Genomic DNA, 17,132 nt, shown 5'->3' on the forward strand with positions numbered 1-17,132 from the left:
AGCAGTCGTGGCACGGAAAATCGGCAGCCGATACACCGCGCACCAGATCCTGGGACGCGGCAGCGCGGGCACGGTGTGGCTCGGAGAGGGGCCCGACGGCCCCGTCGCCGTCAAGCTGCTGCGCGAGGACCTCGCCTCCGACCAGGAGCTGGTCGGGCGCTTCGTGCAGGAACGCAGCGCCCTGCTGGGCCTGGACCACCCGCACGTGGTCTCCGTCCGCGACCTCGTCGTCGACGGCAACGACCTCGCGCTCGTCATGGACCTCGTGCGCGGCACCGACCTGCGCACCCGCCTCGACCGCGAACGCCGGCTCGCCCCCGAGGCCGCCGTCGCCATCGTTGCCGACGTGGCCGACGCGCTCGCCGCCGCCCACGCCGCCGGCGTCGTCCACCGCGACGTCAAACCCGAGAACGTCCTCCTCGACATGGAGGGCCCCCTCGGCCCCGGCGGCGCCCACCCCGCCCTCCTCACCGACTTCGGCATCGCCAAACTCATCGACGTGCCCCGCCGCGCCCCCGCCCCGGCCGGCGTCGGCGGCGGCGCCTCCGGCGGCTCGGGCGGCGCCCGCGCCGCGGGCGGCCCCCGCCGCATCATCGGCACCCCCGACTACCTCGCCCCCGAGATCGTCGAAGGACTCCCGCCGCGCGCCTCCGTCGACATATACGCCCTGGCCACCGTCCTGTACGAACTCCTCGCCGGGTTCACGCCGTTCGGCGGCGGCCACCCCGGGGCCGTGCTCCGCCGGCACGTCACCGAGACCGTCGTGCCCCTGCCCGGGATCCCCGAGGAACTCTGGCAACTCCTCGTCCAGTGCCTCGCCAAGGCCCCCGCCTCCCGGCTGCGCGCCTCCGAACTCTCCGTCTCCCTGCGCGAACTCCTCCCGCTGCTCGCCGGACTGCCGCCCCTCGACGTGGACGACCCCGACGAGGAGGCCGAGGAGGAGGACGGGCCCGAGACCCCCCGCCCCGGCGGCTCCGACACCCTCCCCGGCACCGCGCCCACCCGCCGGCGCGGCGCCGTGCCCCTCGTGCCCGGCACCACCACCGACTCCAGCCGCGACACCCACACCTCCATGCGCGTCCCCGGGCCCGAGGAACTCGCCGGCGGCGCCCTGGGCACCGCCCGCGTGCCCCGCCCCGCCGGCGGCCACCGCCCCGGCTCCGCCCGGCACCGCGCCGAGGCCGTCCGACGCCGCCGCATCGCCCTGGGCTCCGCCGCCGCGGCCGTCGCCGCCGCCGTCGGCATCGTCGGCTGGATCGCGGCCTCCGACAACGGCCAGGAGGACGCCGGACGCGGCCACGGCGCCCCGCCCGCCAACTCCCGCCCCGACACGCTCCCCGACACCCTCCCCGCCGACGCCCCCGACCAGGGACCGGGCCTCGGAGGCCGCTGACCGGCGCACCCCGGCGCGTGCGATCCTCGACGTGCGCCGGGGGCCCCGCGGGCCCCGCACCACCGGATCGACAACGGCGACGAACCGGGGCGCCCCGCAGCCGCCGCCGGCGCCCGCCCACCCGACCGGGACCGGCCGCGCCCGTCCCGCACCGAGGTGTGACCCCATGACGCCGTCCCCGAACCAGACCCCCACCACCCTCTACCTCGCCGGCATCGACGACTCCGGCCCCGGCCACTGGCAGCGCCACTGGTACGAGGCCGAGACCGGCCCCGCCCACTGGGTCGGACACGCCTCTTGGAGCGCCCCCGACCTCGCCGCCTGGGGCCCCGACCTCGACGCGGCCCTGGCCGCCGTGCCCGGCCCCGTCCGCGTCGTCGCCCACAGCCTCGGCTGCACCCTGCTCGCGAGCTGGGCCCGCACCGCCGCCCCCGCCGAACTCGCCCGGATCCGCGACGCGTTCCTCGTGGCCGCCCCCGACCCCACCGGCCCGCACTTCCCCACCACCGCCACCGGCTTCCCCACCGACGCCTACGCCCGCCCCCTGCCCTTCCCCACCCTCCTCGTCACCAGCTCCGACGACCCCTACGCCGACCTCGCGCACGCCGCCCGCGCCGCCCGCGGCCTGGGCGCGGAACTCCGCGAGGTCGGCCCCCTCGGGCACGTCAACGCGGCCTCCGCGCTCGGCGACTGGCCCACCGGCCGCGCCCTGCGCGCCGAGCTCGACCCCCGGTGACGCGGACGGTGACGCGGACGGGGGCGCGGACTCACCAGCCGAAGCGCCGGTTCACCACCGCCGCGAACTCCTCGAAGGACAGGACCGCGTCCCCGTTCTGATCGGCCGCGTCGAACAGCGCCGAGGACGCGTCCGCGTCCCCCAGCCCCCAGTGCGGCAGCACCCCGCGCGCGGCCAGCGTCGGGCCCTTCGAGCGCAGCGCCTCGATCACCTCGAACCGCGTCAGCGTCCCGTCCTCGTTCAGGTCCAGCGCGTCGAACAACTCCCGTGCCCTCAGGCTCATGGCGAAAGTCCCCTTTTTCGTGCGAGCCGGCCACCGGTCCACCGACCGGAGCGGGTGTCGCCGTCCCGTGGCGACACCCGCATACTCCCAGGACCGTCCCGCCGCGCAAGCCCCCGGGGACCCCCGCCCGACCCGCTCAGCCCTCCTGCTCAGCCCTCCCGCGCGGCGCCGACCAGCTCCGGGTACCAGCGGGCCGCCACGTCCGGGTGCGCCCGCAGCCGGCCCTTCAGCTCGTTGCGCCCGAACTCGGCGTGCAGCGGATTGGCCGCGTCCCGCGAGACCCCCGGCGCCGCCGCCAGGTAGGCCCCCGGCACCGTGCCGACCACCGCGTCCAGCCGAGGGTTGTAGAAGAACGGGATCGAGAACCGCTCCACGGCCCCCGGCGGGCTCACCACCCGGTGGTCGGTGGCCCGCAGATAGCCCTCGGTGGCGATCTCCAGCAGCTCGCCCAGGTTCACCACGAACGCGCCCGGCATCGGCGGCACGTCCACGTACCGGCCGTCCTCCACCACCTGCAGGCCCCCCACCCCGTCCTGGAGCAACAGGGTCAGGAAGCCGTAGTCCTTGTGCGCGCCCACGCCCTGCCCCGCCCCGTCCGGACCGGCCCCCGGGTAGCGGACCAGCTTGGTGTGCAGGTGCGGGCGGTCGAACGCCTCGTCGAAGAAGTCGGCGGGCGCCCCGATGGAGGTCAGCAGCTCCCGCAGCAGCCGGTGCGCGACCCCGGCCAGCCGGTCCTGCCAGGCCGGCACCACCTCGCGCAGCTCCGGCAGCGCCGCCGGCCACTGGTTCGGGCCCTCCAGCAGCCGGTACGGGGGATCGCCGGGGGCGGGCTCGGGGGCGGGCCGTTCGGCGCCCACGTCGAGCTGGTCGCGCCAGTCGGAGGAGCCGCCTGTGTGCTCGGTGCCCACCCGGGTGTAGCCGCGGAAGTGCGGGGAGTTCAGATTGCCCACCGCGAGCCGGTCGGCCTCGGGCAGGGCGAAGAAGGCGCGGGTCACGGCCCACAGCCGGTCGATCTCGGCCCGGGGCACCCCGTGACCCACGAGGTAGAGGAACCCGGGCCCGTGGGCCGCGGCGTGCAGCTCGCGCAGGAAACCGGGGCGGCGGGCCGGGTCCCCGGCGTCCGACAGGTCGATCACGGGCAGGGCGGGGGAGAGCAGGGAGGGCATGACGGGGTCTTCCGTTTCGACGGTCACGGTCCCGGGCCCCGGGGATGGCGGGGCGGACGCGGCGCGGGCCGGCGCGGGGTCGTCGACGGGAGTGGTGCCGACGGGCGGGGGCGGCCGCGGTACGGGACGGGCGAAGCAGTGCGGGGAGGTCAGGCGCTGGTTCGGTCCGACGACGGACAGCCCGTGGTCGTCACGCGCATGTGGTCCACATGGCGGCGGCGGACGAGCGGAACGGTCATGGACAGCAGCGTACGCCGCGAAAGCTCCGCGCGGCAGGGGGTCTTGGAGTGGATCTTCCGGCGGAGCGGCCCGCCGACCGGAACTCCCGCCGCGCCCGCCCCCGCCCCCCGGCCCCCGCCCCGGAGGGCTCCGCGCGCCCGCGACGACCGTCCCGCGCCGGCAACCGGCTACGCTGGACCCGTGGCAGTCGTCGACGTATCCGAAGAGCTCAAGTCCCTCTCCTCGACCATGGGGTCCATCGAGGCCGTCCTGGACCTGGACAAGCTGAGGGCAGACATCGCCGTGCTCGAAGAGCAGGCCGCTGTTCCGTCCCTGTGGGACGACCCCGAGGCTGCCCAGAAGATCACGAGCCGGCTCTCGCACCTCCAGGCCGAGGTCCGCAAGACCGAGCACCTGCGGGGCCGCATCGACGACCTCGCGGTCCTCTTCGAGCTGGCCGAGGAGATGGACGACCCGGACACCCGGGCCGAGGCCGAGGCCGAGCTGGTCTCCGTCCGCAAGGCGCTGGACGAGATGGAGGTCCGCACCCTGCTCTCCGGCGAGTACGACGAGCGCGAGGCGCTGGTCAACATCCGCGCCGAGGCCGGCGGCGTCGACGCCTCCGACTTCGCCGAGCGCCTCCAGCGCATGTACCTGCGCTGGGCCGAGCGGCACGGCTACTCCGCCGAGATCTACGAGACCTCGTACGCGGAGGAGGCGGGCATCAAGTCCACCACCTTCGTCGTCAAGGCCCCCTACGCCTACGGCACCCTCTCCGTCGAGCAGGGCACGCACCGCCTCGTGCGCATCTCGCCCTTCGACAACCAGGGCCGCCGCCAGACCTCCTTCGCGGGCGTCGAGGTGCTGCCCGTGGTCGAGCAGTCCGACCACGTGGAGATCGACGAGACCGAGCTGCGCGTGGACGTGTACCGCGCCTCCGGCCCCGGCGGCCAGGGCGTCAACACCACCGACTCCGCCGTCCGCATCACCCACATCCCCACCGGGATCGTGGTCTCCTGCCAGAACGAGCGCTCCCAGATCCAGAACAAGGCGAGCGCCATGAACGTCCTCCAGGCCAAGCTGCTGGAGCGGCGCCGCCAGGAGGAGCAGGCCAAGATGGACGCCCTCAAGGGCGACGGCGGCAACTCGTGGGGCAACCAGATGCGCTCCTACGTGCTGCACCCGTACCAGATGGTCAAGGACCTGCGCACCGAGTTCGAGGTCGGCAACCCGCAGTCCGTGCTCGACGGCGAGATCGACGGCTTCCTGGAGGCCGGCATCCGCTGGCGCAAGCAGCAGGAGTCCGGCGCCGGCGCCTGATCCCCGCCGCCCCCGCACCACGACGACGGGCCCCGCGCCCCCGGTACCCACCGGGCGGTACGGGGCCCGTCGGCGTGCGCGGGGCGTGCGTGCGGTTCGGGAACGGCGGCGGGCCCGGACACCGGCGGGTGTCCGGGCCCGGAGGCGACGGTGTGATCGGGACGTGCGACGCGCGCACCGCGCCGGTCGCACCCGTCCGCTCGGGCCTACGCGGCCGCCTGGTGGGCCACCAGGGCCAGCGCCGCGACCAGCACCACCAACATCGCCAACAGCGCGGTGGGGTTCAGTCCGGCGAAGGGGCCCTCCTGCCGGAGGCGCTCCCGGTTGGCCCGGCACACCGGGCACCTGCCCTGGCTGACGGGTGCGGCGCAGTTCGCGCACACGAGCCGGTCATACGTCATGCGCTCTCCTCCTCTCGTCCCCTGGGACACCCGGAACAACGGCGGGGAGAACTCGCACGTTCCCCCGTTCCCCCCTACCACTGTGCCGGCTCACCACGCTTTCGGCGCGACCCGTCCACGAAGCCGCCCCGAGACCGCCGGCACGGGTGGGATATATCGGGCAACTGCGGACGGTGGGTCCCCACCCCCCGCCCGGTCGCGTATTGTCGCGTCACCTTTACTCCCGGCTACCCCCGTGGTGCACCGTGATCCGATTCGACAGTGTCTCCAAGTCCTACCCGAAGCAGTCCCGGCCCGCGCTGACCGACGTCTCGCTGGAGATCGCGAAGGGGGAGTTCGTCTTCCTCGTCGGCTCCTCCGGCTCCGGCAAGTCCACCTTCCTGCGGCTGATCCTGCGCGAGGAACGGGCCACGACCGGCCAGGTCCACGTGCTGGGCAAGGACCTCGCCAAACTCGGCAACTGGAAGGTCCCGCACATGCGGCGCCGGCTGGGCACCGTCTTCCAGGACTTCCGCCTCCTCCCCAACAAGACCGTCGCCGAGAACGTCGCCTTCGCCCAGGAGGTGATCGGCAAGCCCCGGGGCGAGATCCGCAAGGCCGTCCCGCAGGTGCTGGAGCTGGTCGGCCTCGACGGCAAGGAGGACCGCCGGCCGGGCGAGCTGTCCGGCGGCGAACAGCAGCGGGTCGCCATCGCGCGCGCGTTCGTCAACCGGCCCGCCCTGCTCATCGCCGACGAGCCCACCGGCAACCTCGACCCCCAGACCTCCGTCGGCATCATGAAGCTGCTGGACCGGATCAACCGGACCGGCACCACCGTGATCATGGCCACCCACGACCAGCAGATCGTCGACCAGATGCGCAAGCGGGTGATCGAGCTGGAGTCCGGCCGGCTCGTGCGCGACCAGGCGCGCGGCGTCTACGGCTACCAGCACTGACCGACGCGTCCGCCCGCCGGGCCGACCGATCCGAGAGGTACCCCCAGCCCCCATGCGCGCCCAGTTCGTGATGTCGGAGATCGCCATCGGCCTCCGACGGAACCTGACCATGACCTTCGCCGTCGTGATCTCGGTGGCCCTGTCGCTGACGCTGTTCGGCGGGTCGCTGCTCCTCGGCGACCAGGTCACGAAGATGAAGGGCTACTGGTACGACAAGGTCAACGTCACCGTCTACCTCTGCAACAAGAACGACGCGGAGGCCGAACAGGGCGGCGGCACGGTGGCCGCCGGACCCGGCGCGACCGGTTCCGGCACGGCGGCCGGCTCCGGGGCCGACGCGGCGGCGGGCGGGCTGTGCGGGCGCGGCGCCGTCACCCAGGAGCAGAAGGACCGCATCGAGGCCGACCTGAAGGCCATGGACCTCGTGGAGAGCGTGCACTACGAGTCCGCGGAGGAGGCGTACGGGCACTACAAGGACGAGTACGGGCACACCGCGCTCGCCGCGTCCATCACCCCCGACCAGATGCAGGAGTCCTTCCGGGTCAAGCTCACCGACCCCGGCAAGTACAAGGTGATCACCACGGCCTTCGAGGGCCGGCCCGGGGTCTACACGGTGCAGGACCAGAGCCCGTACCTGGACAACCTCTTCAAGCTGCTCGGGGTGCTCAACATGGCCGCCCTCGGCGTGATGCTGGTGATGCTCACGGTGGCCCTGTTGTTGATCGTCAACACGGTGCGCGTCTCGGCGTTCAGCCGCCGGAAGGAGACCGGGATCATGCGCCTGGTCGGCGCCTCCGGGTTCTACATCCAGGTCCCGTTCATCCTGGAGGCCGCGTTCGCGGGACTCATCGGGGCGCTGCTGGCCTGCGGGATGATCGGGCTGGGCCAGTACTTCGTCATCGACCACGGGGTGGGCCTGCGCGAGAAGCTGGAGCTGATCACGTTCGTGGGCTGGGACGAGGTGTGGACCAAGCTGCCGATGGTCCTCGCGATCGGGGTGCTGATGCCCTCGTTGGCCGCGTTCCTGGCGTTGCGCAAGTACCTGAGGGTGTGACGAGGCTCCCGGGCGCCGTCGGGTGAAGCGCCCGGCCCGGGTCCGGCGTCCGTCCTAGACTCGGCGCCATGCCGGGCCACCCCGTCCTTCCGTCCGGGCCCCGCGACCTGCGTCGCGGGGCCGCTCTGGGTTTGGTCTTCGTGATCGCGCTGGGCGTCGCCGCCGGCAGCGGGTCCTGGGACCGGTACGCCGACCCCGCCGCGGACCTCGCCGCCGCTGACGCCGACATCACCCACTCGGGCGATCCGGGGGGTGGTCCGGGGGACGACGCGGGAGGCGGCGCGGGGGCCGCAGGCGGGCGGGAGCCGGACGCCGGATCCGCCGGGCCCGGGATGGCCGATCGCGCCGCCGTGGCCCGCGCCGCCGCCCTCGCCGCGGCCGTCGGCGGCTCCGGCAAGGCCGCCGCCCAGGACGTGGTCAGCCGCAGCGGCGACCGCTGGGGCGCCGTCTACGACCCCGGCGAGTTCGCCGACTTCGCGCGCGGCCTCGCCGGCCACTGGAGCGGCGTCGGCCTGTGGGCCGCCCGCGCCGCCGACGGGCGGATCACCGTGGACCGCGTCGAACCCGGGGGCCCCGCCGACCGCGCCGGGATCCGCCCCGGCCGGACCCTCCTCGACGTGGACGGCCACGAGGTCACCGGCAGCGCCCCCGGCGCCGTCGTCGACCTGCTGCGCGGCCCCGTGGACAGCACGGTCGTCCTCGGCCTGCGCGAACCGGACGGCGGCCCGCGCCGCGCCGTCGCACTGCGCCGTGCCCTGCTCACCGCCGACCCCGTCACCGTCCGCGCCCTGCCCGGCGGCGAGGTGCTGATCCGGGTGGCCGAGTTCACCGCCGGCTCCGGGGACCGGGTCCGCGAGGCGGTGGCCGCCGTCCCGGCCGGGCACGGCGTCGTCCTCGACCTGCGCGGCAACCCCGGCGGACTGCTCGGGGAGGCCGCGGAGGCCGCCGGCGCCTTCCTCGACGGCGGGCTCGTCGGCACGTACGAGGTGCGCGGCGAGGAACGCGCCCTGTACGCGGACGAGGGCGGCGACACCGGGCGGCGGCTCGTGGCCCTCGTGGACGGCGGCACGATGAGCGCGGCGGAACTGCTCGCCGGCGCGCTCCAGGACCGGGGCCGGGCCCTGGTCGTGGGCACGCGGACCTTCGGCAAGGGCACGGTGCAGCTGCCCACCGAACTGCCCGACGGCTCGGTGGCCGAACTCACCGTCGGCACCTGGCGGACCCCGGCGGGCCGGAAGGCCGAGGGCTGCGGCATCGCCCCCGACGTGCCGGCGGCGGAACGGGCGGAGGAACGGGCCCGTGCGGTATTGGGTGGCCCCGACCCCCGGGGGTAGTGCGAAGATGGCGGCACTATGGCGAAGGAAAAAGGGCGCAAGCTGATCGCCCAGAACAAGAAGGCGCGGCACGACTACCACATCATCGACACCTACGAGTGCGGCCTCGTGCTCATGGGGACCGAGGTGAAGTCGCTGCGGCAGGGTCGGGCCTCGCTCGTCGACGGGTTCGTGCAGATCGACGGCCACGAGGCGTGGCTGCACAACATCCACGTCCCCGAGTACAGCCAGGGCACGTGGACGAACCACAGCGCGCGGCGCAAGCGCAAGCTGCTCATGCACCGCGAGGAGATCGACAAGCTGGAGTCGAAGGCGCAGGAGAGCGGTCACACGATCGTGCCCCTGTCCCTGTACTTCAAGGACGGCCGGGCCAAGGCCGAGATCGCGCTGGCCAAGGGCAAGAAGGAGTACGACAAGCGGCAGACGCTGCGGGAGAAGCAGGACCGCCGCGAGACCGACCGGGCCATCTCGGCGGCGCGCCGGAAGCAACGCGCTTAAAACGCCTGGCACGGGGCCCACGGGTTCGCGTACCATGGGCAGCGCGCACCGCACCTTCGGGAGTGGGGCGTTTGACAACACAACATGGGGATGATCGGTTTCGACAGCGGATGTCGATGTAGGTGAAGCGAGCCGAGGAAGCGGCAATGATCTCGTTAACCACCTGTCGCAAACAATAATCGCCAACACCAAGAGCGATAACTCCCGCTTCGCCCTCGCCGCCTGATAGGTAGCGACCAGAAGCCTCTGTGAGGAGCGTCAGCCCGGGATTGGTCCCGACCCGGATCCTGGCGTCAATTAGGGATCTAAACCTCTCGTTCCGGTCACGGGAATGAGGGGGAAATCAAACAGTGACTGAGCCCGTCGGAGACTTGTCCGTGTGATCTCCGGGGCCGAGAAAACCGCAGCGGACTGCGCTCGGAGAAGCCCTCCATTTGCACCGTTGGACGCGGGTTCGATTCCCGCCATCTCCACAACCCCATGTGGCCCCTGACCTGCGATTACGTCGCCAGGTCAGGGGCTTTTCGCATGTCATGGGGGCACCGTGGGGGCACGGGTGGTACAACCGTTCCCCGCGAGCCTCCGGACGCGCGTATGCCTCTGGCACATGATCAGTCAGGAGTATGTGCCGGTGAGTACACGAAAGACCAAAGGCATCGAGATCCGCGAGCGCAAGGACGGCACGAGGGCCTACCGTGTGGCGTGGCGTGAGGGTGGTCAGCGGGACGGACTCAGGGACTCCGAAACCTTCGACACCGAGAAGGAAGCCAAGGTGTTCCGCGCGGCCCTGCTGGCCCTTGACTACCGCAACCCGTACAGCGACCCAGAGTGGGCGGAGCGGCTCGGTGCGGTCCCGGAGGTACCCAAGGTGCGCACCTACGCGGCCGTGGCTCGCGAGTACTTCGCCACGCTCGTGGACGCCGACCGGCGCACCGTGGCCGAGTACGAGACCGCCCGCACCAACCACATCGACGGGACCGTACTGCTGCTCCCGGACGGCCGACGGACGGGGCCGCTCGGACGGCTTCCCATTGACCGCTACGACGCCGCAACGGACCAGGCGTGGGTCAACCACATGCGGACCAAGACCTACGGCAAGCACGTGACGAAGACGTACTCGGCGAAAACCGTGATCAACATCCATGGGTCGGCGATTTCTCCGGTCTTCGAGTACGCCGTGGAGCAGGGCTACATCGCGTCCAACCCGTGCCGTCGGACACGGCTTCCGGAGCGCAAGGGCCGCAGCGTCAAGCTCGAGCACATCGTGGACGAGACGGAGGCGGCCGCGTGGATCGATTGCGCCTACGAGGTCTGCCAGGACACCGGGGACATCACGGCGACGGTGCTCGGCACAGGGGTCCGCTGGGGCGAGCTGACGGCGCTCCGGGTCTGCGACGTGAACCAGGTGACGAGCATGCTGTCCATCGCGCAGGTGGTGAAGGAGGACGAGAACCGCAAGCCCTACATCTGCACGGAGGAAGGCAAGTCCGCCAACGCCTTCCGGACGATCGCGCTCCCGGCGATGGCCCTCGCGATCCTGCGTAGGCGGATGGAGGGCAAGGGACCGAAGGACCTGCTGTTCCCACCGCCGGGAACGCGTGGCGGGAAGCTGTGGCGCAACGCGCACTTCAACACCGCGCGCTGGAAGAAGGTCAAGAAGCTGGCCGCCGAGCGGGGGCTGGTGAAGGACCCCCACCCTCACAGCCTCCGCCACTCCCACGCGACGGCGCTCATCCCGCTCCACGGCATCGAGTCGGTCTCCAAGCGAATCGGCCACGCGAACTCCACGATCACCAGCGCGATCTACTCGCACCTGACGCCCGCCGCCGATGGGCGCATGGCGGACACGGCCGAAGGCCTGCTGCGTGGCGCACAGGAGCGGCCCCGCCGCCTAGCTGCCCCGGACGATGTCGCGCACGGCGGACGGGCCGGTGAACTCGGAGGCGAGGGCGTCCATGATGAGCTCGTCGCAGACCTCGCCGAGCCAGTAGCCGGACTCGCGCAGCGTGCCGGCCGCCTGGAACCCGGCTTTCAGGTAGGCGTTGACGCCCGCCACGTTGGGGGCGAGGACCTTGAGCCACACCATGCGCAGGTTGGTGACGTGGAAGGCGTAGTCCAGGGTGAGGCGGGTGGCCTCACGGCCCAGGCCGTGCCCGCGCGCTTCCGGCGCGAGCATGATGACGAACTCCGCCGTCCGCACGCTGTGGTCCGGCAGCAGCGTGGTCACTCCGGCCGGGACCGGGCTGCCTGAGGTGGGGTCGTAGACGGTGAAGCGGATGTTCTCTCCGCGGAGCTGATGGGCCATGCCCTCGGTTCGGGCTTCCAGGGATTCGGGGGCCTGGCGCCCGTAGCCGACGAGGAGCGAGGGCTCCTGTTCCCACCTCCAGTACGTCTCCACGAGGTCGGGCCGGTAGGGGCCGAGGGCGCACGTGCCGGTGCTGATCCAGAGGATCGGGTCAGAGCTGGTGATGGGGGTCTCCGATCGTGAGGACGGGCGTGTACGCCCGTGTCGAGTCGGGTTCCGCTGCTGTGGTCCCGTCCCCAGTCTGGACCCAGGCGTGCAGGCGTACCGGATCGACGGCGACGCCGTGGCACCAGGTGACGGAAAGCCGCCGGGCGGCGAGGAGGAAGACGGCGGCTGCCGACTCCTCCAAGCAGGCCGTACGCCCGGGGGAGCGCCATCCGGCGCGGCGTACGGCTTCGACGGCCCGGGAAGCCTCAGCGGCGGTGGCCGGGCGACGACAGGTTGACGCAGCGGACCGTACGGCCGTGGTGAGGCGGTGCATGGCGGTCGGTGCCGGGCCCGCCCGCTTGACGGCGAACACCGCCGCCAGGGCCCACGAGGCGGCGGTGGAGGGGCCCCGGGGCGGCCGGACGAGCCCGGCGGCGTGTTCCGTGCTGCCCCAGCTCGCTTCGGGCGCAGCGGCGGCCACGGGCGCTGTCCACGGGGTCGCCGTCGGGGTGGGAGCCAGAAGCCCGGCGCGGAGGAACTGGCGGGCCGCGCCGGGCGCCATGTGCTCGAGGCGCCCGGTGGCGGCGGCTGCGCGCCACCGGGCTCCGGCTTCGGGCAGCAGGCAGTGGACGCGGCCGGTGCGGTAGTCGATCAGGACCATGACGTGTCCGAAGTCCACGGCGCGGACGTGGGCGGGGGCGGTCGCGAAGGCGGGTAAGTCGGTCACCGGGCGCTCCTGGCGGGGTGGGCGGTCCAGGCCGGGGCGGGTTCCCGGTGGTGGGCGACGAGCCACGCCTCCGCCGTGAGGGCTTGCTCGAGGGTGGCGAGCGGCATGGGGATTCCGGCGGCGGCCCGGCGCAGGTGGCGCCGCAGGTGCCCGGGGTCGATCAGGCCCAGTTCGGCGAGGTGGCCGTCCGCCAGTGCGGCGAGGTCGTCCAGGTTGGCGCGCAGACCCGCGTAGTGGTCGGCGTCGAAGCCGCCTTTCGTCGTACGGGCGGCCACGGCCGGGGGCAGCAGATCGCCGACGGCACGGATCAGGAGCGGTTTGTACGCGTGGACGGCCGGGCGGCGCTCGAGGGGGTTGGCCAGTACGGCGTTCACGACGGACGGGTCCAGGAACGGGTTGTGGAGGTCGATGCCGCAGCTCGCCGCGAGTTCGACGTCCGCCACGGCCGTACGGGCCACCTCCCGGATCTCGTCAACGAGGATGCGTACGGACGCGTCCAGTCCGGCCAGGGGATCGGGGCAGGTGGCTGCCTGTCGGGCGGCCTCGGCGACGTACCCGACGGCGGCCGGTTCGGCCCAGCCGGGCAGGGGCAGCAGGGGGAACCAGCGGGCATCGCCACGGTTGCCGGTGTCCTGCCCGCTCAGCCGCCCGGGAAGACCGGCGAGCGCCTGGCGGCGGCCGGTGCGCGCCATGGCGGCCGCGTCCCGCAGGAGCGGACCCACGGGGGTGCGGCGCAGCCGGGCCCAGCCGAACGCCTCGCCGGCAGCCCGCCGGAGGTAGCGGTGGCGGATGAGGTCGGCCAGGTGCGCCGGGGGCTGGAACAGGATGCTGTCCCCGCCGTCGCCGGTCAGGTGCGTTCTGGTGCCGAGGTGGTCGTGCATCCACCGGAACTGACCGCGCAGCCTGGCTTGCGTCAGGGTCGATGGGGCGGGCTCGTCGGTGGGCGGGACGGCTGTGATCAGCGAGTAGGGCAGGTGCCGGGCGTCCATGGGGACCAGGTGGTGCCCGATCCGGCCGCCGGACGCGGCGGCGGCCTGTCGGGCGTAGCGGAGATCGGCCCCGTCTTCGTTGCCCCGGGGGTGGATGGTGACGGCGTTCAGCCGGTGAGGCGTGGGCAGGGCCTGTGCGGCGAGGACGGCGACGGCTGTGGAGTCCAGGCCGCCGGACAGGTCGCTCGAGAGCGTGGGGTCCGCCGTGGTCCGCAACGCGACGGCTTTCGTCAGGGTGTGCCGGAGGCGGCGGTGGGCGAGGCGGGACCTGTCGGGGTCGGGCCGCCACACGGTGATGGAGCGGGGTGCCGCGCCGTCGCGCGGCAGCTCCGTACGGCAGCCGGGCGCCACCTGCTCCACGCCTTCGAAGAAGCTGCGCCCGGCGGTCAGTGCCGGGATCGAGGGGGTCAGGATCGCGCAGGCGAGCCGCCCTACGTCCACCGCGGATTCGGTGAGCGCGGCCAGCAGGCGGGCGGAGGTGGACCAGGCCCAGCCCGAGCCCCAGGGCGCGGCGTACAGCGGGAAGGCCGAGCCGGGGTCGGTGTGCAGGATCACGTGGTCCGGGGTCTCTTCGACCAGCGCATAGCTGCCGGCCCAGCGCCACGTGACATCGGTGGGAAGAGGCCGGGCGGCGAGGTCGGCGAGTTGCGCGTCCGTGGCGCCGCACCAGCCCAGAATCCGCACCCGCCGGGTACCGCCGTCGGCGCTCACCGTACGGACGGGGGTGGCTCCGAGCCGCCACAAGGTCGTCGTCGGGTCGATCAGTTCCGCGCCGAGGGGCCGGGGGCACGGAACTCCCTTTGTGCTGAAGCCGCCGAGGGCCACGAGTCCTCCAGAGGTTGGTGGGACGGGCGAGGTGGCCTCCAGGGACGTCCCGGAGGCCACCCCGCCCTGTGCGCTCGGTCGGTCAGGAGTTGTAGGCGCGGCGCTTGTCCTCGCTCTGCCCGCCGCCCTGGCCCTCGGTCAGCACGGCCGCGTCCCCGATCTCGAGGACGCCTCCGTCCTCGTCGTCGGCGGCCTTGCTCCTGGTGTTCTCGGTCGTGGTCATGTCTCGCATCGTCTTTCCCTTTCTCCAGAGGAACGGTTGGACGGTTCCGCCGCCGTGAAGGACGGCGGCGGCCCGAGTCAGGTCGTCCGGGCCTGAGCGGCGTACCGGGCGACGTACTCGGCGCTTTTGGCGAGCAGCCGGAGGTTGATGGCGGGGTCCAGGCCCCGGTCCTCGGCCACCTTGCGGGCGTGCCTCACCGTGTCGAGCGCGATGTCCCGCGCACGGCAGTCGCCGAGCGAGCGGGCGTACGCGTCGGCGGCGTCGGCCAAGGCGCCGACGTGGACGCGCAGCCGCTGCCGCACCGTCTCGGCGGCCGGCCCGGCGGGGCAGTGGACCGACAGGCTCAGGGCGATCTCGACATCGGCGGAGACCGTGGCAGGGGAGGTCACCACGGGCGCCTCGCTGGGGCGCGGCGGCGGGCCGACGAGCCGGACCGGGCGCGGCTGCGGCGGGTTCGCCGTGCCGTCGGGCGTGGTCACGGTCATGCGGTCCTCCTCGGTGGGGCGTGGAGCGCGGGGTGTCGCCCGGGGCCCGGAGGCGGGGAACCGGCGGGGGCATGGCTTCCCGGGCGACGAGATCAGTCAACGGCGGCGGAGGGCGCGCAGGAGACCCCAGGGGGTGACTCCAAGTCGGAGTCACCGGAGCACGGTTGGACGTACGCTCAGCTCAGCCGTGAAGGAGCCGAGGATGAGCCGCGAACCGGGAAACGTACGCGAGGTGACCGCCGGACTCCTCGGCGACGAGCGCCTGGTGACGGCGTGCGCGCAGCGGGACATGGGGGCGCTGTTCAGGCTGCTGAACCACCGGGGCGTCAGCACGCGGCGCATCGCGGCGGCCGTGGGCGTCACCCAGGGCCGGGTCTACGACTACATGAACGGCACCAGCCGGGTCGAGAAGCTGGCCATCTTCGAACAGATCGCGGATGCCTTCCACATCCCCGGCCACCTGCTCGGCCTCGCCCGCCGGCCGTGGCAACCCGCGGCCCAGGTGGCCTCGCCCGCGCCGCTCGCCGTCGCGCACGATGACGACGACCTCGCCGCCATGGACTCATTCCGCGACGCTGACCGGCAGACCGGCGGAGGGCGCCTGTACGGGGCCGTCGTACGGCACTTATCCCGGAACCTCGGCCCCCGCCTCGTGGACGCGCACACGGGCCCGCACATCTTCGCCGCAGCCGCCGCCATGACCGAGATGGCGGGCTGGATGGCCCACGACTCCGGCCACGACGACCTCGCCGCCCGGCACTTCGCCCGCGCCCTGCCGCTGGCCCAGACCTCCGGGGACAGCGCGCTCACGGCGAACATCGCGGCCAGCAGCAGCCACCTCGCCCTCCAGGCCGGAGACCTCGCAGCCGCCGCCCACTGGGCCAGGACCGGACTGGACGCGATGACGGCGGGACCGGGGATCGCCTTCCTCACCTCCCGCCTGCACGCGATGGAGGCACGGGCCCTCGCCGCCGCCGGACAGGAGACAGCCGCCGCCCGAGCCCTGGACCGCGCCCACACCACCCTCGACGGCCAGCCCGGCCCCTTCCACCCGTGGGTCAGCCCGTTCGACGCCGCAGCCCTCGCCAGCGAATCCGCCCTGGTGCTCCGCGACCTCGGCCGCTACGAACCGGCCCTGGACCACGCCGAACGCTCCGTATCCCTCCGGGAAGCGGGCCGCGCCCGGTCCATCGCGCTCGCCCGGATCGCCCTCGCCGGCCTCCACGCCGACCGCCGGGAATTCGACGCGGCCGTGGCCACTGGGGACGAACTTCTGAGCACCCTCACTCCGGCCCTCGGTTCGGTCCGGGTGATACACCAGCTCGACGACCTCGCCACCACGCTGGCCCCGCACCGCGCGTACCGGCCGGTCTCGGAGTTCCTGGCCCGCCTCGAGCACACGAGACGGTCCAGAATGCTGCTGCTCGCCGACATCCTCTCGCCCGCCGGAGGTGGCTGATGAAGCCCCCGACCCCTGCCGACCCCGCCGCCTGGAACGCCTACCTCGCCGAGGGCAACGCCACCCAGGCCCGCAAGCGCGTCGCCGCCGACGTACTGATCCGCGATGGCGTCGGTCGCTTCCTCCTGGTCAACCCCACGTACAAGCCCGGCTGGGACCTGCCCGGGGGCATGGCCGAAGCCAACGAGCCACCGCACACGGCCGCCGCCCGCGAACTCCACGAGGAACTCGGCCTCACCCTGGCGCCGTCCGTGCTCCTGGTCGTGGACTGGGTACCGCCCCACGGCCCCTGGGACGACCAGGTCTCGTTCATCTTCGACGGCGGCGTCCTCCGCGACGACGAGGCCGCCGCGCTGCGCCCGCGCGACGAGGAACTGTCGGAGCTGACCTTTGTCACCGCGGAGCAGGCCACAGTCATGCTCCGCCCACGCCTCGCCCGCCGCTTCACCGCCGCCATCGCGGCCCTGCCCCTGGGTGCCCCGGTATACCTGCACGACGGCCGATTGCTGCAAGGGTGACGGCCCGAGTCCAGGCCGGAGAGTTTTGAACCCCGCAGACTTCGCCGCGCTCTCCCCGACGGTCAGGGGCGAGCCGGGACTTGGGGGTCCCCGCCCAGGGGGGCTTCATCGGCTT

Annotated in this window: 17 protein-coding genes, 1 other RNA gene and 1 pseudogene; 11 read left to right on the top strand and 8 right to left on the bottom strand. The window is 73.2% G+C overall.

From position 1 onward, the window contains the following. Positions 1–7: 7 nt before the first annotated feature. Positions 8–1,393: a serine/threonine-protein kinase gene (locus tag ACN20G_RS16340; RefSeq protein ID WP_424213520.1), complete on the top strand. Its 1,386-nt coding sequence runs from the start codon at positions 8–10 to the stop codon at positions 1,391–1,393. 166 nt (positions 1,394–1,559) lie between these two features. After that, entirely contained in the window at positions 1,560–2,129 is a 570-nt protein-coding gene (locus tag ACN20G_RS16345) for an RBBP9/YdeN family alpha/beta hydrolase (RefSeq protein ID WP_424213521.1), read from the top strand. A 31-nt stretch (positions 2,130–2,160) separates the two neighbouring features. Here ACN20G_RS16345 and ACN20G_RS16350 read toward each other — a convergent pair whose 3' ends face one another. Together ACN20G_RS16350 and ACN20G_RS16355 are read right to left on the bottom strand one after the other, a co-directional pair. After that, entirely contained in the window at positions 2,161–2,412 is a 252-nt protein-coding gene (locus ACN20G_RS16350; protein WP_424213522.1) for an EF-hand domain-containing protein, read from the bottom strand. Between the two features lie 149 nt (positions 2,413–2,561). Beyond that, entirely contained in the window at positions 2,562–3,578 is a 1,017-nt protein-coding gene (locus ACN20G_RS16355; protein WP_424215539.1) for an isopenicillin N synthase family dioxygenase, read from the bottom strand. A 420-nt stretch (positions 3,579–3,998) separates the two neighbouring features. Between ACN20G_RS16355 and prfB the strand changes: the two genes are divergently transcribed. Then, the gene (gene prfB / locus ACN20G_RS16360; RefSeq protein ID WP_424213523.1) at positions 3,999–5,117 is read left to right on the top strand and encodes a peptide chain release factor 2; all 1,119 of its coding nucleotides are present in this window, start codon (positions 3,999–4,001) and stop codon (positions 5,115–5,117) included. 206 nt (positions 5,118–5,323) lie between these two features. On the opposite strand, the gene ACN20G_RS16365 is transcribed toward prfB, so the two are convergent. Beyond that, positions 5,324–5,518 (bottom strand): hypothetical protein, encoded by a 195-nt coding sequence (locus ACN20G_RS16365; protein ID WP_424213524.1) that lies wholly within the window; start codon positions 5,516–5,518, stop codon positions 5,324–5,326. A 245-nt stretch (positions 5,519–5,763) separates the two neighbouring features. Here ACN20G_RS16365 and ftsE point away from each other — a divergent pair, with 245 nt between their 5' ends. The 6 genes and pseudogenes from ftsE to ACN20G_RS16395 all read left to right on the top strand — a co-directional run. Further along, a complete protein-coding gene (ftsE, locus tag ACN20G_RS16370; RefSeq protein ID WP_424213525.1) occupies positions 5,764–6,453 on the top strand; it encodes a cell division ATP-binding protein FtsE in 690 nt (229 codons plus the stop codon). A gap of 52 nt (positions 6,454–6,505) precedes the next feature. Then, complete coding sequence (ftsX, locus tag ACN20G_RS16375) at positions 6,506–7,507, top strand: permease-like cell division protein FtsX (protein WP_424213526.1); 1,002 nt, start codon at positions 6,506–6,508, stop codon at positions 7,505–7,507. 68 nt (positions 7,508–7,575) lie between these two features. Beyond that, on the top strand, positions 7,576–8,841 hold the full coding sequence (locus ACN20G_RS16380; RefSeq protein WP_424213527.1) for a S41 family peptidase: 1,266 nt from the start codon (positions 7,576–7,578) through the stop codon (positions 8,839–8,841). 18 nt (positions 8,842–8,859) lie between these two features. Beyond that, positions 8,860–9,339, top strand: a complete 480-nt coding sequence (gene smpB, locus ACN20G_RS16385) for an SsrA-binding protein SmpB (RefSeq protein WP_424213528.1) — start codon at positions 8,860–8,862, stop codon at positions 9,337–9,339. A gap of 86 nt (positions 9,340–9,425) precedes the next feature. Next, positions 9,426–9,815: a transfer-messenger RNA gene (gene ssrA, locus ACN20G_RS16390) on the top strand. Between the two features lie 599 nt (positions 9,816–10,414). Next, a pseudogene (locus ACN20G_RS16395) lies at positions 10,415–11,146 on the top strand (tyrosine-type recombinase/integrase); the annotation flags it as partial. Between the two features lie 84 nt (positions 11,147–11,230). Here the strand turns inward: ACN20G_RS16395 and ACN20G_RS16400 are convergent. The 5 genes from ACN20G_RS16400 to ACN20G_RS16420 form a co-directional block, all read right to left on the bottom strand. Continuing rightward, positions 11,231–11,737, bottom strand: coding sequence for a GNAT family N-acetyltransferase (locus tag ACN20G_RS16400; protein ID WP_424213529.1), 507 nt, complete (start codon positions 11,735–11,737; stop codon positions 11,231–11,233). Positions 11,738–11,795: 58 nt separating this feature from the next. Continuing rightward, positions 11,796–12,518, bottom strand: coding sequence for a lasso peptide biosynthesis B2 protein (locus ACN20G_RS16405; RefSeq protein WP_424213530.1), 723 nt, complete (start codon positions 12,516–12,518; stop codon positions 11,796–11,798). Then, positions 12,515–14,392 carry an albusnodin/ikarugamycin family macrolactam cyclase gene (locus ACN20G_RS16410; protein WP_424213531.1) on the bottom strand — a complete coding sequence of 626 codons (1,878 nt, stop codon included), beginning with the start codon at positions 14,390–14,392 and terminating at the stop codon, positions 12,515–12,517. Before ACN20G_RS16410 ends, ACN20G_RS16405 begins: the two co-directional genes overlap by 4 nt. 22 nt (positions 14,393–14,414) lie before the next feature. Continuing rightward, complete coding sequence (locus ACN20G_RS16415; protein WP_424213532.1) at positions 14,415–14,555, bottom strand: albusnodin family lasso peptide; 141 nt, start codon at positions 14,553–14,555, stop codon at positions 14,415–14,417. A 77-nt stretch (positions 14,556–14,632) separates the two neighbouring features. Beyond that, positions 14,633–15,040 carry a hypothetical protein gene (locus ACN20G_RS16420; protein WP_424213533.1) on the bottom strand — a complete coding sequence of 136 codons (408 nt, stop codon included), beginning with the start codon at positions 15,038–15,040 and terminating at the stop codon, positions 14,633–14,635. 202 nt (positions 15,041–15,242) lie between these two features. Between ACN20G_RS16420 and ACN20G_RS16425 the strand changes: the two genes are divergently transcribed. Together ACN20G_RS16425 and ACN20G_RS16430 are read left to right on the top strand one after the other, a co-directional pair. Then, positions 15,243–16,499: a helix-turn-helix domain-containing protein gene (locus tag ACN20G_RS16425; protein ID WP_424213534.1), complete on the top strand. Its 1,257-nt coding sequence runs from the start codon at positions 15,243–15,245 to the stop codon at positions 16,497–16,499. Further along, positions 16,499–17,017 carry an NUDIX domain-containing protein gene (locus ACN20G_RS16430; RefSeq protein ID WP_424213535.1) on the top strand — a complete coding sequence of 173 codons (519 nt, stop codon included), beginning with the start codon at positions 16,499–16,501 and terminating at the stop codon, positions 17,015–17,017. Before ACN20G_RS16425 ends, ACN20G_RS16430 begins: the two co-directional genes overlap by 1 nt. Positions 17,018–17,132 lie beyond the last annotated feature (115 nt).

The sequence above is a fragment of the Streptomyces dryopteridis genome (genome assembly GCF_049606955.1).
Classification (GTDB): Bacteria; Actinomycetota; Actinomycetes; order Streptomycetales; family Streptomycetaceae; genus Streptomyces.